Below are 22219 nucleotides of genomic sequence, written 5' to 3' on the forward strand. Positions count from 1 at the left end.
CGTGGGGGATCGGCCCGCAGCCTGTGCCGCGGGCCAAGAGTCGCTTACTCGATCAGGCCGATTTCGCGGTAATAGCGTTCCGCGCCCGGATGCAGCGGGATGGAGATTCCGTCCATCGCAGTCTCTGCCGAGATGCCCCCCGCCGCTGCATGGGCCGAGGTCATGCGGTCCAGATTTTCAAACAGCAGCTTGGTCATCTGATATGCGGTTTCCTCGCTGACGCCGTCATGGCTGATCAGCATGTTGCCGACGGCTGCGGTCGGCACGTCCTGATCCTGGCCGGTATAGGTGCCTGCCGGGATCACGCTTGGCACAAAGGGCGCGCCGATGGTCTGGACGGTTTCTTCGGGGATGGCGACGATGCTGATGTCATGGGTGGATGACAGGTCCTTGATGAACGCGACCCCCAGCCCTGATGATTGCAGCGTCGCCTCAAGCTGGCGGTTCTTGATCAGCTCGCCCGATTCCGCGAAGGGCAGGTATTCGACCTTGCCCAGATCATCATAGCTCATGCCGGCGGCGGCAAAGATGGCGCGGGCGTTCAGTTCGGTGCCGGATGCGGGGGCGCCCACGGACATGGTCTTGCCGCGCAGATCCTCCAGCGTGGTCACACCTGCCGAGGCATCGGCCACGATCTGGATATAGTTGGGATAGATGGCGGCGATGGCGCGCAGTTCCTCCAGCTTGCGGGGGAAGCCGGCCTCCTCGTTTCCTTCCCATGCGGCCTGAACACTGTCGCCAAGGGCGAAGGCAATCTCGCCGCGGCCTTGGGCCAGCAGGTTCAGGTTCTCGACGCTGGCCTTGGTGGCCTGCACCTGCGTGCGCGACCCTTCGATGCCCTCGGCATAGATTTCCGACAGGGCGACCCCAAGCGGGTAATAGACGCCCGAGGTGCCGCCGGTCAGCACGTTGATGAAGTCCTGCGCCTGTGCCATGGGCGCGGTGGCCATCAGCCCGCCCAGGGCTGCGATCGGAACGGCGGTGGCGATGCGATGGAACATGTGGTCTCCTCCCATGATGTTCTGGGGCGGAGCGTAGCAAGCTATCTGCGTTGCGGGAACATGATGTTTTGCAGGGCGCGAACTTATCCCAGATAGGCGCGCAGACCGGGGGGCGGGTTGTCCAGCAGCGGGCCTGTGTCGCGTGGTGGATGGGCGCGGCCATCCTCGACCAGAATGGTCTGGGGGGAAAAGACGCGGGCATCCTGCGGGTTATGGGTGACCATCAGGACGGTGGCGTCCGTCCTGTCGGCAATGCCTGTCAGCAGGGACAGCATCTCGGACTTGAGGGCGGGGCCAAGGGCGGCGAAGGGTTCGTCCAGCAGCAGTACGGGCCGCGCCCGCAGCAGCACGCGAGCCAGCGCGACGCGGCTTTGCTGGCCACCCGACAATGCAGCGGGGCGGCGGTCGCCCGTGCCGGACAGCCCGACCTGATCCAGCACTTGCGTCACGCGGTCCTTCTGATCAGTGTCCAGTCGTAGATCAGCTCGCAGTCCCATGCCTATATTTCGTTTCACTGTAAGGTGTGGAAACAAATTGTGGTGTTGAAAGAGGGTCGAAATAGGCCGATCCCCCGGTGCCATCTGCGTCATATCCTGCCCGTCCCACAGGATGCGCCCCTGATTGGGTGCCAGAAATCCACCAATCAAAGACAGCAGCGTGGATTTGCCGGACCCCGAGGCTCCGATCACCGCAAATCGTCCGCCCTTGGGCAGGGACAGGTCGGCGGTCAGGCTGAAATCGTCATGTCGGATTGCGATATCCCGAAGTTCAAGCATCCAAGCGGCCCCCTTTGTCGAACATCCAGAACAGCCCGAAGCTGAGCGCCATCAGCAGTACCGCCGCGCCTGCCGCATCCGCCATGCGATAGCTATTCATTAACTGATACAGCTTCAGCGGCAATGTCGGCTGGTCGCTGGCGAACAGTGTGATCACACCCAGATCGCCCATCGCCAAAGCCGCAGCCAGGCCTGCGGCAAAGCCCAAGGGGCGCGCCAGACGCGGAAGGGTCAGGTATCGCAGCCGCGCCCAGCCTCTCAGGTCCAATGATGCCGCAAGCTGGCCATAATCATCCTGCAGGCTGCGTGCCGCCGGGATCAGCGCCCGCAGCCCGAAGGGCAGGGCCATGGCGGCGTTGATCGCCACCGTCACTGGCAGGGCCATCTGCTGCGGGCCGGCCACGTCGCGCAGCAGGATGAACAGCCCCGTCCCCAGAACCAGAGGCGATGCGATCAGGGGCAGCATACCCGCCGCCTCGACCCAACGGCCCGCGCCGCGTGCGATGGCCAGGGCCAGCATCAGGCACAGCGCCACCGCCAACAGGGCCGAGGTGACGGCCATCACCACCGACCGCCCCGCCGCCCACCAGACGTCAGGCGCCAGCGCAGGCAGGCGCGGCACGCCCACCGCCAGAACCGCCACCAAGGGCCACAGCAGGAACCCCGCCGCCAGTGCGATGATTGCCGCATCGGAACAGACACGCCAGCCGCGCGGCCCGACCGGCCCTTGGCCTGCATCCATGCCCACGCCAAAGCCCGCCGGAATGGCGATCCAGCGCGCCGCCAGCATCGCGGCAATGCACAACCCGATCTGCACCAAGCCCAGCGTCGCCGCCCGTCCCAAGTCGAAATCAAAGCGGAACGCCTGATAGATCGCCAGCTCGACCGTGGTGGCACGCGGGCCGCCGCCAAGGGCCAAAGCGACGGTGAAAGACGTCAGGCAGACCAGAAAAACCGCCAGCCAGACGCCGGGCAGGGCCGCACGCAGCATCGGGCGTTCCAGATGGCGGGCGACATCGGCGGGGGCAAAGCCAAGGCTGGATGCCAGACGGAAGCGTTCGGAAGGGATCGCCTGCCAGCCTTGCAGGATCAGCCGCACCGACAGTGGCAGGTTGAAAAACACATGCGCCAGAATCACGCCCTGCCAGCCATAGATGCCCAGTTCGGGCAGGCCCAGGGCACGCAGGCCCTCGTTCAGCGCGCCGTTGCGCCCGAAGACCGAGATCAGTCCCATGATCGCCACGATCACCGGCAGGATGAAGGGCGCGCCCAGCAGCGTGACCAGCAACCCGCGCCCGCGAAAGCGCCGCCGCGCCAGCGCCCGCGCGACGGGCACCGCCAGCGCCGCCGACAGCGTGGCCGACAGCGCCGCCTGCCAGACGGTGAAGCGCACCGCGCGCCAGTCCCATTCTCCCAAGCCCGACAACCCGCCCGCCTGCCATGCGACAGCGGCCAGCGTGCCAAGGATCAGGGCCGCAAGACCGGCGGCGACGATGCGACCGGATATCACCCCGCGAAGGCGCGCAGCCATTCGTCCAGCGCCGGCTGGCGCAGGGCTTCGGCCTCGTCCTCGGAATAGAACAGCGTTTTTTCGGGGCGGGGCAGGTCGCGCATGACCTGCGGCCAGTCGTCCTGCGGCAGCTTGGCGGGCAGGGACCAATTGGCCAGCGGGATGGTCTTCTGGAATTCCGGCGTCAGGATCCAGTCCATGAATTGCTGTGCCAGTTCGGGCTGATCGGTCGATGCGACCTGCGCTGCCAGTTCGGCCATGAAGTAATGACCTTCGGGGAAGATGGCGGCCTTTTTGGTCAGGTCGTCTTCCGCTGCAATGTGATAGGCGGGCGAGGTGGTGTAGGAGAGGACCATATCCGCCTCTCCGTCCGTGAACATGCCATAGGATTCCGACCAGCCGCGCGTCACGGTCAGCACCTTGGGGGCCAGCTTGGCCCAAGCCTCGGGCGCGTCATCGCCATAGACCTGCTTGACCCACAACAGTAGCGCTAGGCCGGAAATGGACGACCGCGGGTCCTGGATCACGATCTTCAGATCATCGGGCGCGTCCAGCAATTCCTGAAAGCTGGCGGGCGGGTTTTCCAGCCGCGTTTCGTCATAGATGAACGCCGTTTCGCCCCAGTTATAGGGCAGGAAGATGTCATCGCTCCACTCCACCGGCAGCGACATGTCGGAGGTGTCCTGCCCGTGGGGCGCAAACAGGCCCGACGCGCGGGCGCGGGCGGTGACATCGGTGTTCAGGCCGAAGACGATGTCGGCGTCCGTCCCCTCACCCTCCATCAGCAGGCGGGGCAGGATGTCGCCGGTGACGAAGTCCAGGGTGCAATCGCAGAAGGCCTCGAATTCGGATTTGATCGTCGGGCCGGGGCCCCATTCGCTGGCGATGTAATCGCTGGCATAGACGGTCAGCGCGCGGTCCTGCGCCAAGGCGGGGGTCGCGGCCAGCAGGGCGGTGGCGATGAACAGGGGTTTCAAGGCAGTCTCCTCTCAAACGGGTTTCGAAAGAAAGGACAGCCGTCACCTTCCCTCCGCCGGGTGTCAGCCGGATCAGGTTCAACGGGTCCGCAATTGCGTCTCATCCCATGCAGGGCACCCCGAGGTTGGCCTGAATGTAATGGTTTAACCGCAGCACGCAAGCGGCTAGATACGGGGCCGGATGACAGTGACGGAATACCCATGACCGACCAGCCCACCCCGATGATGGCGCAATATCTGGCGATCCGCGAGGCGAACCCCGGTGCGCTGCTGTTCTATCGCATGGGCGACTTCTACGAGATGTTCTTCGACGATGCCGTGCAGGCCGCAGCCGCATTGGACATCGCGCTGACCAAACGCGGCACGCATCAGGGCGAACCGATCCCGATGTGCGGCGTGCCTGTCCATGCGTCGGAAAGCTATCTGTTGCAGCTGATCCGCAAGGGCTTCCGCGTCGCCATCGCCGAACAGATGGAGGACCCTGCCGAGGCCAAGAAACGCGGTAGCAAGTCCGTCGTGGCCCGCGATGTCGTTCGCCTTGTCACCCCCGGCACCCTGACCGAGGAATTGCTGCTGGAGGCGCGCCGCCACAACTACCTTGCCGCCTATGCGCAGGTCCGTGACGAAGGCGCGCTGGCGTGGGTCGATATTTCGACCGGTGCCTTTCAGGTGATGGAATGCCCGCCCGCGCGGCTGGCCCCCGAACTGGCCCGCCTGACCCCGCGCGAGGTTCTGGCCGCAGGCTATGAATTCGAGGAGCTGGTGCAGGATGCCGGTGCCGCCCTGACCGATCTGCATGCCGGTGCCTTTGACAGCAGCGCGGGCGTGCGGCGGCTATGCGCGCTTTATGGCGTGGAAACGCTGGACGGGTTCGGCAGTTTCACCCGCGCCGAACAGGGCGCGATGGGCGCAATCGTCGATTATCTGGACATGACGCAAAAGGGCAAGCTGCCGCTGCTGCGCCACCCGATCCGCGAAAAGGCCGGCGGCGCGATGCAGATCGATGCTGCCACCCGCCGCAATCTGGAACTGACCCAAGCCCTGTCCGGTGGTCGCGAAGGGTCCCTGCTGGCCGCCATCGACCGCACGGTAACCGCGCCGGGGGCGCGTCTGCTGGAACGACGCGTCAGCGCCCCCAGCCGTGATCTGGCGCTGATCCGTGCACGTCAGGACAGTGTGGCGATGCTGGTCGATGATCCGCGCCTGCTGACCGATCTGCGCAGCGCGCTGGCACGCGTGCCCGATATGGACCGCGCCCTGTCACGTCTGGCGCTGGAACGCGGTGGTCCGCGCGATCTTGCCGCGATCCGCGCTGGGTTGACCCAAGGGGCCGCCATTGCCGAACGCCTGCCCGATGACGCCGCGCCGGTGCTGCGCGATGCGGTGGCCGATCTGACCGGCCATGACGACCTGATCGACCTGCTGGACGATGCGCTGGTGGCGGAACCACCCCTGCTGGCCCGTGACGGCGGGTTTGTAGCAGAAACCTATGACGAAGATTTGGACCAGACCCGCCGTCTGCGTGACGAAGGGCGCGGGGTCATTGCCGGAATGCAGGCCGAATATGCAGCCATGGCGGGTGTCAGCGCACTGAAGATCAAGCATAACAATGTTCTGGGCTATTTCATCGAAACCACGACCACCCATGCCGAACGCATGATGGCCGCGCCGCTGAACCAGACCTTCATCCATCGCCAGACCACTGCCAACCAGATCCGCTTTACCACCGTCGAACTGTCCGAACTGGAAACCCGCATCCTGAATGCCCGCGACCGTGCGCTGGAGATCGAGCGCGGCATCTATGACCGCCTGCGGGCCGCCGTGCTGGACCGCGCTGGACCCATCGGACAGGCGGCGCGGGCGCTGGCCGAGATTGATCTGGCCGGGGCCTTTGCCGATATCGCCTCCGGCGAAGGTTGGACGCGCCCGCAGGTCGATGACAGCCGCGCCTTTTCCATCACCGGCGGGCGGCATCCGGTGGTGGAACGCGCGCTGAAGCGCAAGGCCGAAAGCTTTGTCGCCAACGACTGCGACCTGACAAAGGGCGCGACCCCTGCAATCTGGTTGCTGACCGGTCCCAACATGGCGGGTAAATCGACCTTTCTGCGCCAGAACGCCCTGATCGCGGTCTTGGCGCAGGCGGGCGGTTTCGTGCCCGCCAGCCACGCCCATATCGGCATCGTCAGCCAGTTGTTCAGCCGCGTTGGTGCCGCCGATGATCTGGCGCGGGGCCGTTCGACCTTCATGGTGGAAATGGTGGAAACCGCCGCCATCCTGAACCAAGCCGACGACCACGCGCTGGTCATCCTGGACGAGATCGGACGCGGCACGGCCACTTGGGACGGGCTGTCCATCGCATGGGCGGTGATGGAGCATCTGCATGCTGCCAACCGCTGCCGCGCGCTGTTTGCCACGCATTACCACGAAATGACCGCCCTGACCGCGCGGCTGGAGGGTGTGGAAAACGCCACTGTCGCCGTGCGCGAATGGGAAGGCGACGTGATCTTCCTGCATGAGGTCCGCAAGGGCGCCGCCGACCGCAGCTATGGTGTGCAGGTGGCGCGTCTGGCCGGTCTGCCCGCGTCCGTTGTCGACCGCGCAAGGCAGGTTCTGGACGCGCTGGAATCGGGCGAACGCCAAGGTGCCGCCCGTCCCGCCGCGCTGATCGACGACCTGCCGTTGTTCCGCGCGGCCCCGCCAGCCCCCGCACCCGCCAAGGCATCCCCGCTGGACGCGGCGCTGAAAGCGGTGCATCCCGACAGCCTGACCCCGCGCGAGGCGCTGGATCTGGTCTATCAATTGAAAGCCCTGACCGAGGACGCCCGAACATGAGCTACAACACTTTCGGCCGCGAATTCCGTTTCACCACCTGGGGTGAAAGCCACGGCCCCGCGCTGGGCGCGACCGTCGATGGCGTCCCCCCCGGCGTCCCGCTGTCCGAGGATTACATCCAGCGCTTCATGGACCGCCGCCGCCCCGGTACCAGCAAACACACCACCCAACGGCGCGAGGCCGATCAGGTCCGCATCCTTTCGGGCGTGTTCGAAGGCGTGACGACCGGTACCTCGATCCAGCTGATGATCGAGAATACCGACCAGCGGTCCAAGGATTACGGCGATATCGCCACCAGTTTTCGCCCCGGTCATGCCGATATCAGCTATCACCTGAAATACGGCGTGCGCGATTATCGCGGCGGCGGTCGGTCATCTGCGCGCGAAACGGCGGCGCGGGTGGCGGCAGGGGCGGCGGCCCATGCGGTGCTGGCGCAGCTGGCGCCCGACATGCAGATCATCGGATATATGGTGCAGATGGGCGACATGCATCTGGACCGCGACCGCTTTGACGCGGATGCCATCGACACCAACCCGTTTTTCCTGCCCGATGCGGGCGCGGTCGATGCATGGTCCGATTATCTGGATGGCATCCGCATGGACCAGAACAGCGTCGGCGCCGCGATCGAGGTTCTGGTGCGGCACTGCCCGCCGGGCCTCGGTGCGCCGGTCTATGCGAAACTGGACACCGATCTGGCCGCGGCAATGATGTCGATCAACGCCGTCAAAGGCGTCGAGATCGGCGAGGGCATGGCTGCGGCCAGCCTGACCGGCGTGTCGAATGCGGACGAAATCCGCATGGGCGAAAACGGCCCCGAGTTCCTGTCGAACCATGCGGGCGGAATCTTGGGCGGTATTTCCACCGGTCAGGACATCGTGGTGCGGTTCTCGATCAAGCCGACCAGCTCGATCACGACGCCTCGCCGGTCGATCAATTCGCGTGGCGAGGAAATCGAGGTCATCACCAAGGGCCGCCACGACCCTTGTGTTGGCATTCGCGCTGTACCTGTGGCCGAGGCAATGGCCGCTTGCGTCTTGCTGGACCATCTGCTGATGGACCGCGCGCAGACCGGTGGCCTGCGCGGGCGCATCGGTCAGGACTGATCGGCCAGAAAGGCGTCGACCTCGGCGGCGGAAGGGATGGCATCGCCCGCCCCCTGCCGCGTGACCTGCAGCGCCGCCGCCGCCGATGCGCGGCGCAGCGCGTCGGGGATCGCCAACCCCGCGTCCAGACCGGCGGCGAAATAACCCGCGAAGGTGTCGCCCGCCCCGGTCGTATCGACTGGCGTCACCTTGAAGGACGCCTGTTCATGCGTCTGGCCGGTGGTCAGATCGCGATACTCAGCCCCCTTCGATCCGCGCGTGATCAGCAGACCCTGCACCGGCAGATCGCCGGGCATGGCAGCGAACAACTGCGCGGCCTCGCCTTCGTTCATGGCCAGAATGGTGACATGCGGCAGGATCTGGCGCACGGCCTCCAGATCGAAGGGCGCGGCGGAATAGATCACGCGCGCGCCCGCGACCTGCGCGGCTTGTGCGGCAGCGACCTGACCGCTGGTTTCGTTCTGGATCAGAAGCGTATCGGATGCCCCGATCCCTGCCAGCGCCTGCCGCAGACGGTCGTCGCCAATGGCGCGGTTCGCACCGGAGTGGATGACAATGGCGTTTTCGGCGTGACTGTCGACCATGATGATGGCGTGACCGGTGACCTGATCGGCCATCCGCGCGACATGATCGGTGCCGACGCCTTTTTCGGCCAGCCGCTCGATCACCCAATCATCGCCCGACCCCATCGCGCCCAGATGATGCGTCACGGCCCCCGCCTGCGCGGCGGCGACCGATTGGTTCGCGCCCTTGCCACCCAGCCCCGATGCATGGCTGCGCGAGGTCAGCGTCTCCCCCGGCTCGGGCAGGCTGTCCAGCCGATAGACCCGGTCGATATTGATGGACCCCAGATTCCAGATCGCCATGGCCGTCTCCTCCGTTCAACGGGCGACATGTGACCGGGCGGGCGGGCCCTTGTCCAGCCAAGAAAAAACGCGCCCGTTGCGGGGCGCGTTCGTTCAGATCGTCATGATCGCGGGCGATCAGTGCTTGAGCTTGCCCTTGTGGGGTGCCCACAGACGCTTGTTCACCAGATACAGCAGCGCGCTGAGGATGATCAGGAACAGCACGGCGACCAAACCGACGGACTTGCGGTCCATCATCTTGGGCTCGGCGGTCCACATCAGGAAGGCCGACACGTCGGTCGCCATCTGATCCACGGTGGCAGGGGTGCCATCGGCATAGGTGACGCGGTCTTCCGACAGCGGGGGCGGCATGCCGATCCAGCCGCCGGGGAAGGCGCTGTTTCCGTAAAGCACGGATCCGGCCTGTTCCTGTTCTTCACCGGTATAACCGGTCAGGACGGCGTGGATGTATTCCGGTCCGCCGATACCCTTGACGAACTGGTTGATCCCCAGCCCGACGGGGCCGTGGAAACCGGCCCGTGCCTTGGCCATCAGCGACAGGTCGGGACCCATGCCCATGCCCGAGACGGTCGGGAAGTGGTCGGTCGCAACGCGGTCGCGTTCCTCGCCGGTGGCATCATCCATGATCGGCAGCAGATCCGCGGCATAGGCGCGGACCTGATCCTCGGGCAGGCCGGGGCCGCCGTCGTCGGACAGGGTGCGGATCGGGACGAACTTCATGCCGTGGCAGGCGGCGCAGACCTCGGTATAGACCTGAAGGCCGCGCTGCAGCTGGAACTGGTCATAGCTGCCGAAGGGACCTTCGAAGCTGAAGTCGATGTCCTCGATATGGGCGGCGTCATGTCCGCCGCCGTGATCATCCTCGCCCTCGGCATGGCCGGCATCGGCATGCTCGGTGTCGCCATGATCGGCCTCGGTCTCACCGTGGTCGGCCTCGGCCTGCGCCTCGGGTTCCGCTGCGGCGGGTTCTTCCGCAGCAGCTTCCTCGGTGGCGGCATCGGCCGGGGTGGCGACGAAGGTCGTGCCCTCGGCGGGCGCGTCCTGCGCGCTGTCCGCCTGCTGCATCGGCACCGTGGTCGTGGTGGCCTCCTGCGCCAGCGCGAAGCCGGTCGCAGAGATCGTCAGGGCCAATGCGGCCGTGAGCGTCTTGGTTCTCAGGGTCATTCCTTGGCTCTCCTTACTCGGCCGGTGTCGCCTTGGCGCTGTAATGCGCGTTGAAGTCTTCCTCGATCGTGGCCGGCATGGGCTCGGGCTTCTCGATGACGCCCAGAAGCGGCAGGATGACCAGGAAGTAGGCGAACCAATAGGTCGAGGCCAGCAGCGCGATGTAGGGATAGGGACCCTCGGTCGGCATGGCGCCAACCCACATCAGCACGACAAAATCGACGGCCAGCAGCCAGAACCACCACTTGAACTGCGGACGGTAACGGCCCGAGCGCACGCGCGAGGTGTCCAGCCAGGGCACCAGCGCCATGACGATGATCGCACCGAACATCGCCAGAACGCCGAAGAACTTGGCGTTGACGATGCCGAAGGACAGGAACTGCACCAGTTGCACGGCCCAGACATCGCCGTCGAAGGCGCGCAGGATCGCGTAGAAGGGCAGGAAGTACCATTCGGGAACGATATGGGCAGGCGTCGCCAGCGCATTCGCTTCGATATAGTTGTCGGGGTGGCCAAGATAGTTCGGCATGAAGCCTACGATCGCGAAGAAGACGACCAGGATCACGACCAGCGCCAGCAGGTCCTTGATGACGAAATAGGGCCAGAAGGGCAGCGTGTCCTTTTGTGCTTCCTCTTTCGAGCCGCGACGCACTTCGATGCCCGTCGGGTTGTTGTTGCCGGTCGAATGGAAGGCCCAGATGTGGACGATCACCAGACCCGCGATGACGAAGGGCAGCAGATAGTGCAGCGAGAAGAAGCGGTTCAGCGTCGCATTGCCGACGGCAGGTCCGCCCAGCAGCCAGGTCTGCAGCGATTCACCGATGCCGGGAATGGCGCCGAACAGGCCGGTGATGACGGTCGCGCCCCAGAAGGACATCTGACCCCAAGGCAGCACATAGCCCATGAAGGCCGTTGCCATCATCAGCAGATAGATCAGCATGCCGACGATCCAGGTGACCTCGCGCGGGGCCTTGTAGCTGCCGTAATACAGGCTGCGGAAGATGTGCAGATAGACCGCGACGAAGAACAGCGATGCGCCGTTGGCGTGCAGATACCGCAGCATATAGCCGCCGTTGACGTTGCGCATGATGTGTTCGACGCTTGCGAAGGCCAGGTTGACATGCGGGGTGTAATGCATGACCAGCACGATGCCGGTGATGATCTGAAGCGCCAGACAGAAGGTCAGGACGATGCCCCAGATCCACATCCAGTTCAGGTTCTTCGGCGTCGGGATGACAAGCGTGTCATAGAGCAGTCCGGCCACCGGCAGACGGCGGTGCAGCCAGCGTTCGAAGCCCGTTTTGGGCTGATAATGGTCGTGCGGTATTCCGGCCATGAGAACCCTCCTCAGCCCAACTGGATGGTGGTGTCGTTGATGAACGACGCCACGGGAATGTGCATGTTCTGAGGCGCGGGGCCCCGGCGGATACGGCCTGCCGTGTCATAGTGGCTGCCGTGGCAGGGGCAGAACCAGCCGCCGAAGTCACCGGCACCGTCACCGATCGGCACGCAACCCAGGTGGGTGCAGACGCCGACCTGAACCAGCCATTCGCCGGCTTCGTCCAGGGTGCGGTTTTCATCGGTGGCAGGCGAACCGGCAGGCAGGTTCGGGTTTTCGGCGTTCTGATCGACCAGATCGCTCAGTTTGACGGCGCGTCCGGCCTCGATTTCCTCGGGGGTGCGGCGGCGGATGAAGACCGGCTTGCCCAGGAACAGGACGGTGATCTGGGATCCTTCGGCCACGCCGCTGACATCGACCGGAATCGAGGCAAGGGCCTGAACATCAGCCGAGGGGTTCATCTGGTTCACAAGCGTCCAGGCGGCGGCACCGGCGGCCACCGTGCCTGCGCCCGCCGCGGCATAATAGAGGAAATCCCTCCGGGTGCCTACGTGGTCATCTGCGTGGGACACGGGTCATACTCCAATTCGGGCCGAAATTCAGGCCGATACGACATTCCGGGCCACGTCCGAGACGTAGCCTTCGCGTCGCGGTTCTACCGTTCAAATTACCGTCAGTCCAGACTGTAAGCCCGATCCATGCTGCGCATTTCGACGCATCTGTCGCAAATGCACAACGTTCCCGTTACAGCAAACCTTCGGAACGGAAACTCAGTTCGCGCGATTTGCCGATGATCAGGTGGTCGTGGATGGTAATGGACATGCTTTCGGCGGCCTGCGCGATGCGGGCGGTCATCGCAATGTCGGCATCCGAGGGCGTGGGATCGCCCGAGGGGTGGTTGTGCACCAGGATCAGCGCCGACGCGTTCAGTTCCAGCGCCCGGCGGATGATCTCGCGCGGATAGACGGGGACGTGGTCGACCGTGCCGCGGGCCTGTTCCTCATCGGCGATCAGCACGTTCTTGCGGTCCATGAACAGGACACGGAACTGCTCGACCTCGCGGTGGGCCATGGCGGTGTGGCAATAATCCAGCAGATCCTGCCAGCTGGACAGGACGGGGCGGTGCATGACACGGGCGCGGGCCAGACGTTGGGCAGCGGCTTCGACGATCTTCAGTTCGGTGACAACGGCAGGACCGACGCCGTCGATGGATTGCAGGCGGGCAGGCGTGGCCGTCAGGACGCGATTGAAGTCGCCGAAGGTCTCGATCAGGCGACGGGCCAGTGGTTTGAGGTCCTGTCGGGGAATGGCGCGGAACAGGACCAGCTCGAGCATCTCGTAATCGGGCATGGCAGCGGCACCGCCCTGCATGAAGCGGTCACGCAGGCGCGCGCGATGATCGGCCAGATAAGAGGGGGCAGTCTTGCCGCGTGTCGGAACCACCGGCGCCACGTCGTCGGGCGCGGGGTCGAACAAGGATTGGGGCATTTCGCCAAAGGAACGATTCGGGTCCATGCCCGCAAGCATGGGCCCGATCAGTAAACAAAGGGTTAAACCGCGATCAGCGGGTCATCCCGTCCCAGAAGCTGCGGACCTTGTCGAAGAAACCGTCGGACTGAGGGCTGTTGTCGGCCTTCACTTCCTCGAATTCCCTCAGAAGTTCGCGCTGGCGGGTGGTCAGGTTGACGGGGGTTTCCACCGTCAGCTCGATCAGCATGTCGCCCAGCTCGCCGCCCGCTCCGGCGCCGTGACGCAGGGGGGGCATGCCCTTGCCGCGCAGGCGCATCTGGCGTCCGGTCTGACTGCCCGCGGGCACCTTGACCCTTGCGCGTCCACCGTCGATCGTCGGCACCTCGACCTCGCCGCCAAGGGCGGCGGTCGCCATGCTGACGGGCACCTGACAGGCCAGCATCTTGCCGTCGCGCAGGAAGATCGAATGTTCCTGAACCTCGACGAAGATGTACAGATCGCCCGCCGGACCACCGCGCAGGCCAGCCTCGCCTTCGCCCGCAAGGCGGATGCGGGTGCCGGTTTCGACGCCTGCCGGGATGTTCACCGACAGCGTGCGTTCGCGTTCGGTACGTCCCGCACCGTGGCAGGATTTGCAGGGGTTCTTGATGATCTGACCGGCACCACCACAGGTCGGGCATGCGCGTTCGACGGTAAAGAAACCCTGCTGCGCACGGACCTTGCCCATGCCTGCACAGGTCGGGCAGGCGGCGGGCTGGGTCGCGCCCTCGGCGCCGGTGCCGTCGCATTCGTCGCAGGCGGCCGATCCGTTGACGGTGATCGGCTTCTGCACGCCGACATAGGCGTCTTCCAGCGACACCCGCAGGTTATAGCGCAGATCCTGACCGCGCTGTGCGCGCGACCGTCCGCCACCGCCCCCACCGCGGCGTCCGCCCATCATGTCGCCGAAGAGATCCTCGAAGACATCGGCAAAGGCCGAACCGAAGTCGCCCTGCGGACCCGCGCCGCCGCGACCGCCGCCGAAACCACCGCCGCCGCCTTCGAAGGCCGCATGGCCAAAGCGGTCATAGGCCGATTTCTTCTGATCGTCCTTCAGGCAGTCATAGGCCTCGTTCGCTTCCTTGAAGCGGGTCTCGGCTGTCGCGTCATTCGGGTTGCGGTCGGGATGCAGTTCCTTGGCCTTGGTACGATAGGCCTTCTTGATCTCGTCGGCCGAAGCCCCGCGGCTGACCCCGAGCACCTCGTAATAGCAACGCTTGCTCATGTGTCGTCCTGTTCGTTTGTCTCAAAAAAAGCGGGCCGGTCCGCATCAGAATGCAGACCGGCCCTTTCCTGAGAGTTGGCCTCGATCAGCCGCGCTTCTTGTCTTCGCCCAGATCTTCGAAATCGGCATCCACGATGTCTTCGTCGACTTCGCGCTCGGAGTCCTCGGAGGAAGCGGCTTCTTCGCTGCCTTCCTGAGCCTTGTAGATGGCTTCGCCCAGACGCATGGATGCGTCCATGACGTTCTGGATGCCCGAACGGATCTTGCCCGCGTCTTCCGACTTCAGGGCCTCTTCCAAGGCGCCGATGGCCAGTTCGATCGCTTCCACGGTCGAGCTGTTGACCTTGTCGCCATGATCGGCCAGCGACTTCTTGGTCGAGTGGATCAGGCTTTCAGCCTGGTTGCGGGCCTCGACCAGATCGCGGCGGCCCTTGTCGGCCTCCGCGTTGGTTTCGGCATCATCGACCATGCGCTGGATGTCTTCGTCGGTCAGACCGCCGGACGCCTGGATGGTGATGTTATGCTCTTTGCCGGTACCCTTGTCCTTGGCCGAAACCGAGACGATGCCGTTGGCGTCGATGTCGAAGGTCACCTCGATCTGGGGCATGCCGCGCGGTGCGGGCGGGATGTCCTCAAGATTGAACTGGCCCAACATCTTGTTGTCGGCAGCCATCTCGCGCTCGCCCTGGAAGACCCGGATCGTCACGGCGTTCTGGTTGTCTTCGGCGGTCGAGAAGATCTGACCTTTCTTGGTCGGGATCGTCGTGTTGCGGTCGATCAGGCGGGTAAAGACACCACCAAGGGTCTCGATGCCCATCGACAACGGGGTCACGTCCAGCAGAACCACGTCCTTGACGTCACCCTGCAGAACGCCGGCCTGAATGGCGGCACCCAGTGCAACGACTTCGTCCGGGTTCACACCCTTGTGGGGTTCCTTGCCGAAGAAGTCGGTGACTTCCTGAACAACCTTGGGCATGCGGGTCATGCCGCCGACCAGAACGATCTCGTCGATTTCGCCCTTGGCGCAACCGGCGTCCTTCAGGGCTTCCTGAACGGGCTTCATGGTGCGCTTGATCAGATCGGCAACCAGGCTTTCCAGCTTGGCGCGGGTCAGCTTCATGACCATGTGCAGCGGCTGGCCGTTGCTGCCCATGCTGATGAAGGGCTGGTTGATCTCGGTCTGGCTGCTGCTGGACAGTTCGATCTTGGCTTTTTCAGCGGCTTCCTTCAGGCGCTGAAGGGCCATCTTGTCACCAGTCAGATCGACGCCGTGTTCTTTTTTGAACTCGTCGGCCAGATAGTTTACGATGCGCATGTCGAAATCTTCGCCACCCAGGAAGGTGTCGCCGTTCGTCGATTTCACTTCGAACAGGCCGTCGTCGATCTCCAGGATGGTGATGTCGAAGGTGCCGCCGCCAAGGTCGTAGACCGCGATGGTTTTGGTTTCTTTCTTGTCCAGACCGTAAGCCAGTGCGGCTGCGGTCGGCTCGTTGATGATGCGCAGGACTTCAAGGCCGGCGATCTTGCCCGCATCCTTGGTGGCCTGACGCTGGGCGTCGTTGAAATAGGCCGGAACGGTGATCACGGCCTGGGTCACGGTTTCGCCCAGATAGGATTCGGCGGTTTCCTTCATCTTCTGAAGGATCATCGCGCTGACCTGCGAAGGAGAGTAATTCTCATCCTTGACCTGGACCCATGCGTCGCCATTGCCGCCATCGACAATGTTGTAGGGAACCAGCTTGCGGTCCTTTTCGACGGCTTCGTCACCGATGCGACGGCCGATCAGGCGCTTGACGGCAAACACGGTGTTGCTGGGGTTCGTCACGGCCTGACGCTTGGCGGGCTGGCCGACCAGACGTTCGCCATCCGTGAAACCCACGATCGAGGGCGTCGTGCGGGCGCCTTCGCTGTTTTCGATGACCTTGGGCTGGCTGCCGTCCATGATGGCCACGCAGCTGTTGGTGGTGCCAAGGTCGATGCCGATGACTTTAGACATGTGGATATAACCTCTCTTGCGGCGATATTTTGAGCTACGGGTCCGTTTTGGCCCCCGTGGCCCGATCCCTTGCTTGAATTAGACCCGGTACGAACCGGGCTGCTTCGGGGGTGTATATAGGGATGCAATTCAGCCCCGCAAGCACCGCGGGGCCGCAAAATCGGCCCTGCGTGACGCCTTTTGCAGCTTTGCGCGGGATGAAATTACTGCGTAGCGGCCCAGCTGATCGATTCGTGCTTGCGGGTCGTGAAGTTGATCAGCAGTCCGATCATCAGCATCGCGATGGAAAACCACAGCGGGTAAAGCAGGATCGTCTTGTTGGGCGAATAGTTGATGAACAGGAAGCCGCGTTCCTGATCGATCAGGTGGAACAGCGGGTTCCAGAAGAACCACGGCATGATGAAGGTCGGCATGGTGTTGGCCACGAAGAACTTGCCGGAGGCGAACATGTTCACGCGCTGGTACAGCGTTGTCAGCATCTTGGCGGTGGCCGGTGACCAAGGCCTGATGCCAAGAAAGACCAGCCCCACGCAGCACCCCGAGAACCATGACAGCAGGAACAACGCCCCCGCCCCAAGCGGATCATAGATGGTGATGGGCGTGAACAGCGCGTGATAGGCCAGCAGCAGCACGATGATGCTGATCGCCTGCTTGTAGAGGATCGCCAGCGCCGCCCCCGAGATCAGCACCGCCGCATTCAGCGGTTCGTGCTTGATGATCCCCGATGACACCGAATGACTGGCCGATACCGCCCCCACCGATTGCACATGCAGCATGAAGACGAAGATGCCGGACATGATGTACAGCAGGAAATCCCCGCGCAGCGGCGCCGTCTTGATGCCGACCAGCGCGTAAAGCGCCAGAAACACCAGCATGAACAGCGAGGTCTGCACGATGGTCAGCAGCAGGCCGACGGCGGCATTGCGGTGTTCGGTCCGCAGGTTGTAGACTGTCTGGTGATAGATCAGCGCCAGCGTCGTGAAGGCCGCCTGGACCATGTTCCGGCTTTGACGTTGCTTGAACAGCATTCCGACACCTCTGGCAAAGAATTGATGCGGGATTGTCGCAGCATCGGGGCTGCCATGGTGGCGGTGCTTGCCGATATCCCTTGGGGGCATCATAAGGATTGCAGGACCCTCACACAATCCGGCATGGCCGGACCGGCCCCGCCACGTAAAGGAAAGTGAATGCAATTCGACCGATTGACCACCGAAATGCGCCGCCTTGCCCTGCTGGCAGGCGAGCGGATCATGGAAATCTATCAGTCCGATGATTTCGAAACGCGCACCAAGGCCGACGATTCGCCCGTGACCGAGGCCGATGAGGCCGCAGATGCCATCATCTCGGCCGGCCTGCGCGAGGCTTTCCCGGATATCCCGCTGGTCACCGAGGAACAGGCCGACACCCACGGACAGACGCTGTCGACCTTCCTGATCGTCGATCCGCTGGACGGCACCAAGGAATTCGTCAAGCGCCGCGGCGATTTCACCGTCAACATCGCCTATGTCGAAAACGGCGTGCCGGTGCGTGGCGTGGTCTATGCCCCCGCCAAGGACCGCCTGTTCTATACCAGCGCCGACGGCATGTCGGTCGAGGAAAAGGCACCCTTCGGCGATGCCCCCGGCAAGGTCGAACCGATCGGCGTGAATGCCACCCCCGACAACCGCGGCCTGATGGTCGTGGCCTCCAAGTCGCACCGCGATGCCGCGACCGACGCCTATATCGGGCAATACGGCGTGCGAGACATGACCAGCGCCGGTTCGTCGCTGAAGTTCTGTCTGGTCGCGACGGGCGAGGCCGATCTCTATCCGCGACTGGGTCGCACGATGGAATGGGACACCGCCGCCGGCGATGCCGTCCTGCGCGGTGCGGGCGGCGAGGTCGTGCGCTTTGATGACCACAGCACCTTCGTCTATGGCAAGCCGGGCTTCGAAAACCCGTTCTTCATCGCCTATGCCCCCGGTGTTCTGCTGGTGAAGCCGTAAGATGTCGGTCGTCATCGTCATCCCCGCGCGCCATGCCTCGACGCGCTATCCGGGCAAGCCGCTGGTCGAACTGCGCGGCGCAGGCGGGCAGGCACGCAGCCTGATCCGCCGCAGCTGGGACGCGGCCATGGCGGTCTCGGGCGTGGACCGGGTCGTGGTGGCCACTGATGACGACCGCATCCGCGACCATGCCAAAGGTTTCGGCGCCGAGGTCGTCATGACCAGCACCGAATGCCGCAATGGCACCGAACGCTGCGCCGAGGCGATCGCCAATCTGGGCATCACCCCCGAAATCGTCGTGAACCTGCAGGGCGATGCGCCCCTGACCCCCGCCTGGTTCGTCGAAGATCTGGTCGCCGGTCTGCGCGCCGCCCCCGATGCGCAGGTTGCCACGCCGGTGCTGCGCTGTTCGGGCCGGATGCGCGCCGATCTGATCGCCGACCGCCATGCCGGTCGCGTCGGCGGAACCACGGCTGTTTTCGGGCATGACGGGCAAGCGCTCTATTTCTCGAAAGAGGTCATCCCTTTCGTGCCAGGCGAAGTGGCGGACGATGCCGACAGCCCGGTTTTCCATCACGTCGGCGTCTATGCCTATCGCCCCGCGGCGCTGGGCGAATACGCCACCTGGCCCGAAGGTTCGCTTGAAAAGCTGGAAGGGTTGGAGCAATTGCGCTTCCTGGAACGGGGACGTCACGTCCTTTGCGTTCAGGTTCAGGCGCGGGGGCGTCAATTCTGGGAACTGAACAACCCCCAGGATGTTGAGCGCCTTGAACAGATGATGTCCGAAATGGGTCTTCACTGATCGTCCCGACATCATCGGTGCTGCCGACTTGGGCGGAAACTGTGAACAATTCGCAACATTACAGTGGAACGGCTTGGCGGTTAACTGCCTAGAATATAGTCTGTCTATTGAAATCCAAGCCGCTGCGTGTAGGCAGAGGCGAAAATTGAAGGTGGTCCAAGGGGCCGCCGTGTTATCAGAGGTAGTTGAAATGGGTCGCAAGGTTACAAAAGCCATCTTTCCGGTTGCAGGTTTGGGAACGCGTTTCCTGCCAGCCACCAAAAGCATCCCGAAGGAAATCCTGTCCCTTGTCGATAAGCCGCTGATTCAATACGCGATCGACGAAGCGCGCGCTGCGGGCATCAAGGAATTCATCTTCGTCACCTCGCGTGGCAAGGGTGCGCTGGAAGATTACTTCGACCATTCGCACGAACTGGAATCGAACCTGAAGAAGGCCGGCAAGGACAAGTTGCTGGAAACGCTTCGCCAGACCAACATGGATTCGGGCGCCATCGCCTATATCCGCCAGCACAAGGCCTTGGGTCTGGGTCACGCCGTGTGGTGCGCCCGTCGTCTGCTGTCCGACGACGAACCCTTCGCCGTCGTTCTGACCGATGACGTCATTCAGGGTGAGCCGCCCTGCCTGCAGCAGATGATCGAAGCCTATGGCGAAACCGGCGGCAGCATGGTCGCCACGATGGAAGTCGCCCCTGAAAAGGCCTCCTCCTACGGCGTGCTGGACGTGGCCGAAGACATGGGCGCGATCGTCCGTGCCAAGGGCATGGTCGAAAAGCCCGCGATGGGCACGCAGCCGTCGAACCTGGCCGTGATCGGACGCTATATCCTGGCTCCGACCGTCATGAAGAACCTGAACAAGCTGAAGCAGGGTGCCGGTGGTGAGATCCAGCTGACCGACGCCATCGCCGAGGAAATCGAAGCCGGGCGCGACGTGTTCGGCCTGCGTTTCCGTGGCCAGCGCTTCGATTGCGGTTCCAAGGCGGGCTTCCTGCAGGCGACCGTGGCCTTCGGCCTCGAGCGTGAAGAACTGCGCGAGGAATTCGCCGACTATCTGAACCACGTCATGTTGACGAACCGCGCGGCCGAGTAATCCTGATGACGAAGAACGTGCTGGTCACGGGCGGTGCGGGCTATATCGGCTCGCACGCCTGCAAGGCCCTTTCGAAGGCGGGATATACCCCTGTCACGCTGGACAACCTGACGACCGGCTGGCGCGATGCCGTCAAGTTCGGCCCGCTGGTGCAGGCCGATCTGATGGATCGCGCGGCATTGGATGCGGCATTCGCTGAATATCAGCCTGTAGCCGTGCTGCATTTCGCAGCGCTGTCGCAGGTGGGCGAAGCCATGGCCGAGCCGGGGAAATACTGGCGCAACAACGTCTCGGGGTCGCTGAACCTGATCGAGGCGGCGGTTGCGGCAGGCTGCATGAACTTCGTCTTCAGCTCGACCTGCGCCACCTATGGTGACCGCGACGGCGAGATTCTGGACGAAGATACTCCGCAGGCGCCCCTGAACGCCTATGGCGCCAGCAAGCGCGCGATCGAGGATATGTTGATCGACTTCGGCTCGGCCCATGGGCTGAACCACGTCATCTTCCGCTATTTCAACGTCGCGGGCGCGGACCCCGAAGGTGAGATCGGCGAATTCCACCGCCCGGAAACCCATCTGATTCCGCTGATTCTGGATGCGGTCGATGGAAAGCGTTCGGCGCTGACCATTCACGGCACGGATTATCCGACGCCCGACGGCACCTGCATTCGCGATTATGTCCATGTGATGGATCTGGTCGATGCGCATGTGAAGGGGCTGGAGTGGCTTCAGGCCGACAAGGGCAGCCGTGTCTTCTGTCTGGGCACCGGCGACGGGTTCTCGGTCCGTGAGGTGGTCGATGCCACCCGCCATGTGACCAACCGGCAGGTGCCGATGGTTGATGGCCCGCGTCGCGGCGGTGATGCCGTCAAGCTGGTCTGCGGCAGCCAGCGTGCCAAGACCGACCTTGGCTGGACGCCCGACCGTTCGACCATGAAGCAGATGATCGCGGATGCGTGGCGCTGGCATCAGGCGGGCGATTACCAACAGTGAGCTTCGGCCCCGTTCGCAACGCCTGGCAGGCCTATCGTGCCAGGTGGAAGCGACGCGAACTGCTGTGGCGCGCCATCAAGGCGCGCCGCAGTCTGCAGCCCATCATCGATCGCACCGGCATGATCGATCCCGACGACATTCTGGTCGTCACCACGCTGCGCAACGAACTGTCCCATCTGCCGGGTTTTCTTGATCACTACCGCCAGCTTGGCGTCGCGCATTTCCTGATGGTGGACAATGCCAGCGACGACGGCTCGGACCGCTATCTTGCCGCGCAGCCCGACGTGTCGCTGTGGCGCTGTGATGCCAGCTATCGTCAGGCGCGCTTTGGTCTGGACTGGGCGAACGCCCTGCTGATGCGACATGGCAACGGCCATTGGTGCGTCACCGTCGATGCGGACGAATTGCTGATCTATCCGCATCATGACACGCGCCCGTTGCCGCGACTGGTCGCCCATCTGGACGCCCGTGGCATCGCGGGCATGGGCGCGCTGATGCTGGATCTTGCCCCCAGTGGGCCGGTGGGCGGCGCCGATGCCCCCGCAGGTGCGCCGCTGGCGCAGCGGCTGCCGTGGTTCGATGCCGGTCCCTATCGCGTGCGGCGGATGATGCCGCGCCGCAACCTGTGGGTGCAGGGCGGTTTGCGTGAGCGGGTGTTTTTTGCCGATGATCCGGCCCGCTCTCCGACCCTGAACAAGCTGCCGCTGATGCGCTGGAACTGGCGGCAGGTTTATGTGAATTCCACCCATTCGGTGCTGCCGCGGGACCTGAACGACCTTTACGACGGGCCGTCCGATCCACGGCTGTCAGGGGTGCTGCTGCACGGCAAGTTCCTGCCCGATATCGTCGCGAAATCGACCGAGGAACTGACCCGCCGCCAGCACTTCGTCCGCCCCGAAGCCTATGCCGATTATCATCGGGCGGTGGCGCAGGGGCCGGTCCTGCGCGACGCGAATTCACAACGCTTTACGGGGTGGCCTCAACTGGTGCAGCTGGGCCTGATGGGCACAGGCGATTGGCCGCCTGATCCGGATTCCTGAAAAACCCTTGCCAAT

At 63.9% G+C, this 22219-nt stretch carries 18 protein-coding genes, 1 pseudogene and 1 riboswitch; of the genes and pseudogenes, 7 read left to right on the forward strand and 12 right to left on the reverse strand.

The genetic code is table 11. From position 1 onward, the window contains the following. Nucleotides 1-44: 44 nt before the first annotated feature. The 4 genes from SJY40_RS14395 to SJY40_RS14410 form a co-directional block, all read right to left on the reverse strand. Entirely contained in the window at nucleotides 45-1001 is a 957-nt protein-coding gene (locus tag SJY40_RS14395; RefSeq protein WP_378947888.1) for a TAXI family TRAP transporter solute-binding subunit, read from the reverse strand. Between the two features lie 83 nt (nucleotides 1002-1084). Beyond that, on the reverse strand, nucleotides 1085-1777 hold the full coding sequence (locus SJY40_RS14400) for an ATP-binding cassette domain-containing protein (protein WP_378947891.1): 693 nt from the start codon (nucleotides 1775-1777) through the stop codon (nucleotides 1085-1087). Further along, nucleotides 1770-3308 carry a thiamine/thiamine pyrophosphate ABC transporter permease ThiP gene (locus tag SJY40_RS14405; RefSeq protein WP_378947893.1) on the reverse strand — a complete coding sequence of 513 codons (1539 nt, stop codon included), beginning with the start codon at nucleotides 3306-3308 and terminating at the stop codon, nucleotides 1770-1772. Before SJY40_RS14405 ends, SJY40_RS14400 begins: the two co-directional genes overlap by 8 nt. Beyond that, complete coding sequence (locus tag SJY40_RS14410) at nucleotides 3284-4264, reverse strand: thiamine ABC transporter substrate binding subunit (RefSeq protein ID WP_378947896.1); 981 nt, start codon at nucleotides 4262-4264, stop codon at nucleotides 3284-3286. Before SJY40_RS14410 ends, SJY40_RS14405 begins: the two co-directional genes overlap by 25 nt. A gap of 31 nt (nucleotides 4265-4295) precedes the next feature. Further along, nucleotides 4296-4396: riboswitch (TPP riboswitch) on the reverse strand. Between the two features lie 69 nt (nucleotides 4397-4465). Between SJY40_RS14410 and mutS the strand changes: the two genes are divergently transcribed. Then, nucleotides 4466-7096, forward strand: coding sequence for a DNA mismatch repair protein MutS (gene mutS / locus SJY40_RS14415; protein ID WP_378947899.1), 2631 nt, complete (start codon nucleotides 4466-4468; stop codon nucleotides 7094-7096). After that, a complete protein-coding gene (aroC, locus tag SJY40_RS14420) occupies nucleotides 7093-8199 on the forward strand; it encodes a chorismate synthase (protein WP_378947902.1) in 1107 nt (368 codons plus the stop codon). Before mutS ends, aroC begins: the two co-directional genes overlap by 4 nt. On the opposite strand, the gene SJY40_RS14425 is transcribed toward aroC, so the two are convergent. The 8 genes and pseudogenes from SJY40_RS14425 to SJY40_RS14460 form a co-directional block, all read right to left on the reverse strand. Further along, nucleotides 8190-9065 (reverse strand): ribokinase, encoded by an 876-nt coding sequence (locus SJY40_RS14425; RefSeq protein ID WP_378947905.1) that lies wholly within the window; start codon nucleotides 9063-9065, stop codon nucleotides 8190-8192. The two genes, aroC and SJY40_RS14425, sit on opposite strands and share 10 nt — an antisense overlap. Nucleotides 9066-9182: 117 nt before the next feature. Beyond that, nucleotides 9183-9902 (reverse strand): annotated as a pseudogene (locus tag SJY40_RS14430) (cytochrome c1); the annotation flags it as partial. 340 nt (nucleotides 9903-10242) lie between these two features. Next, nucleotides 10243-11565 carry a cytochrome b gene (gene petB, locus SJY40_RS14435; RefSeq protein WP_378947908.1) on the reverse strand — a complete coding sequence of 441 codons (1323 nt, stop codon included), beginning with the start codon at nucleotides 11563-11565 and terminating at the stop codon, nucleotides 10243-10245. 11 nt (nucleotides 11566-11576) lie between these two features. Then, a complete protein-coding gene (petA, locus tag SJY40_RS14440; protein WP_378947911.1) occupies nucleotides 11577-12140 on the reverse strand; it encodes a ubiquinol-cytochrome c reductase iron-sulfur subunit in 564 nt (187 codons plus the stop codon). A 172-nt stretch (nucleotides 12141-12312) separates the two neighbouring features. Then, complete coding sequence (gene radC / locus SJY40_RS14445; protein ID WP_378947914.1) at nucleotides 12313-13083, reverse strand: DNA repair protein RadC; 771 nt, start codon at nucleotides 13081-13083, stop codon at nucleotides 12313-12315. A gap of 46 nt (nucleotides 13084-13129) precedes the next feature. Beyond that, nucleotides 13130-14302 (reverse strand): molecular chaperone DnaJ, encoded by a 1173-nt coding sequence (dnaJ, locus tag SJY40_RS14450; RefSeq protein WP_378947916.1) that lies wholly within the window; start codon nucleotides 14300-14302, stop codon nucleotides 13130-13132. 85 nt (nucleotides 14303-14387) lie between these two features. Next, entirely contained in the window at nucleotides 14388-16298 is a 1911-nt protein-coding gene (dnaK, locus tag SJY40_RS14455; protein WP_378947919.1) for a molecular chaperone DnaK, read from the reverse strand. Between the two features lie 203 nt (nucleotides 16299-16501). Further along, on the reverse strand, nucleotides 16502-17326 hold the full coding sequence (locus SJY40_RS14460) for an ABC transporter permease (RefSeq protein WP_378947921.1): 825 nt from the start codon (nucleotides 17324-17326) through the stop codon (nucleotides 16502-16504). A 159-nt stretch (nucleotides 17327-17485) separates the two neighbouring features. On the opposite strand from SJY40_RS14460, the gene cysQ reads away from it, so the two are divergent. From cysQ to SJY40_RS14485, 5 genes are all read left to right on the forward strand, one after another. Continuing rightward, nucleotides 17486-18283 carry a 3'(2'),5'-bisphosphate nucleotidase CysQ gene (gene cysQ, locus SJY40_RS14465; RefSeq protein ID WP_378947924.1) on the forward strand — a complete coding sequence of 266 codons (798 nt, stop codon included), beginning with the start codon at nucleotides 17486-17488 and terminating at the stop codon, nucleotides 18281-18283. 1 nt (nucleotide 18284) lies between these two features. Then, nucleotides 18285-19085, forward strand: coding sequence for a 3-deoxy-manno-octulosonate cytidylyltransferase (locus tag SJY40_RS14470; RefSeq protein ID WP_378947927.1), 801 nt, complete (start codon nucleotides 18285-18287; stop codon nucleotides 19083-19085). Nucleotides 19086-19275: 190 nt separating this feature from the next. Next, nucleotides 19276-20172, forward strand: a complete 897-nt coding sequence (locus tag SJY40_RS14475; protein ID WP_378947930.1) for a UTP--glucose-1-phosphate uridylyltransferase — start codon at nucleotides 19276-19278, stop codon at nucleotides 20170-20172. 5 nt (nucleotides 20173-20177) lie between these two features. Then, complete coding sequence (galE, locus tag SJY40_RS14480; protein WP_378947932.1) at nucleotides 20178-21164, forward strand: UDP-glucose 4-epimerase GalE; 987 nt, start codon at nucleotides 20178-20180, stop codon at nucleotides 21162-21164. Further along, nucleotides 21161-22204, forward strand: a complete 1044-nt coding sequence (locus SJY40_RS14485; protein WP_378947935.1) for a glycosyltransferase family 2 protein — start codon at nucleotides 21161-21163, stop codon at nucleotides 22202-22204. The genes galE and SJY40_RS14485 overlap by 4 nt, the downstream gene beginning before the upstream one ends. The last annotated feature ends 15 nt before the right edge of the window (nucleotides 22205-22219 follow it).

Origin of the sequence: Paracoccus sp. R86501 (assembly GCF_042466435.1) — a bacterium.
In the GTDB taxonomy this organism is placed as follows: Bacteria; Pseudomonadota; Alphaproteobacteria; order Rhodobacterales; family Rhodobacteraceae; genus Paracoccus.

Excerpts from the sequence above, each read along its gene's own strand:
- SJY40_RS14395 (WP_378947888.1), bottom strand. The coding sequence starts at position 1,001 with ATGTTCCATCGCATCGCCACCGCCGTTCCGATCGCAGCCCTGGGCGGG.
- SJY40_RS14400 (WP_378947891.1), bottom strand. The coding sequence starts at position 1,777 with ATGCTTGAACTTCGGGATATCGCAATCCGACATGACGATTTCAGCCTG.
- SJY40_RS14405 (WP_378947893.1), bottom strand. The coding sequence starts at position 3,308 with ATGGCTGCGCGCCTTCGCGGGGTGATATCCGGTCGCATCGTCGCCGCC.
- mutS (WP_378947899.1), top strand. The coding sequence starts at position 4,466 with ATGACCGACCAGCCCACCCCGATGATGGCGCAATATCTGGCGATCCGC.
- aroC (WP_378947902.1), top strand. The coding sequence starts at position 7,093 with ATGAGCTACAACACTTTCGGCCGCGAATTCCGTTTCACCACCTGGGGT.
- SJY40_RS14425 (WP_378947905.1), bottom strand. The coding sequence starts at position 9,065 with ATGGCGATCTGGAATCTGGGGTCCATCAATATCGACCGGGTCTATCGG.
- petB (WP_378947908.1), bottom strand. The coding sequence starts at position 11,565 with ATGGCCGGAATACCGCACGACCATTATCAGCCCAAAACGGGCTTCGAA.
- radC (WP_378947914.1), bottom strand. The coding sequence starts at position 13,083 with ATGGACCCGAATCGTTCCTTTGGCGAAATGCCCCAATCCTTGTTCGAC.
- dnaJ (WP_378947916.1), bottom strand. The coding sequence starts at position 14,302 with ATGAGCAAGCGTTGCTATTACGAGGTGCTCGGGGTCAGCCGCGGGGCT.
- dnaK (WP_378947919.1), bottom strand. The coding sequence starts at position 16,298 with ATGTCTAAAGTCATCGGCATCGACCTTGGCACCACCAACAGCTGCGTG.
- SJY40_RS14460 (WP_378947921.1), bottom strand. The coding sequence starts at position 17,326 with ATGCTGTTCAAGCAACGTCAAAGCCGGAACATGGTCCAGGCGGCCTTC.
- cysQ (WP_378947924.1), top strand. The coding sequence starts at position 17,486 with ATGCAATTCGACCGATTGACCACCGAAATGCGCCGCCTTGCCCTGCTG.
- SJY40_RS14470 (WP_378947927.1), top strand. The coding sequence starts at position 18,285 with ATGTCGGTCGTCATCGTCATCCCCGCGCGCCATGCCTCGACGCGCTAT.
- SJY40_RS14475 (WP_378947930.1), top strand. The coding sequence starts at position 19,276 with ATGGGTCGCAAGGTTACAAAAGCCATCTTTCCGGTTGCAGGTTTGGGA.
- galE (WP_378947932.1), top strand. The coding sequence starts at position 20,178 with ATGACGAAGAACGTGCTGGTCACGGGCGGTGCGGGCTATATCGGCTCG.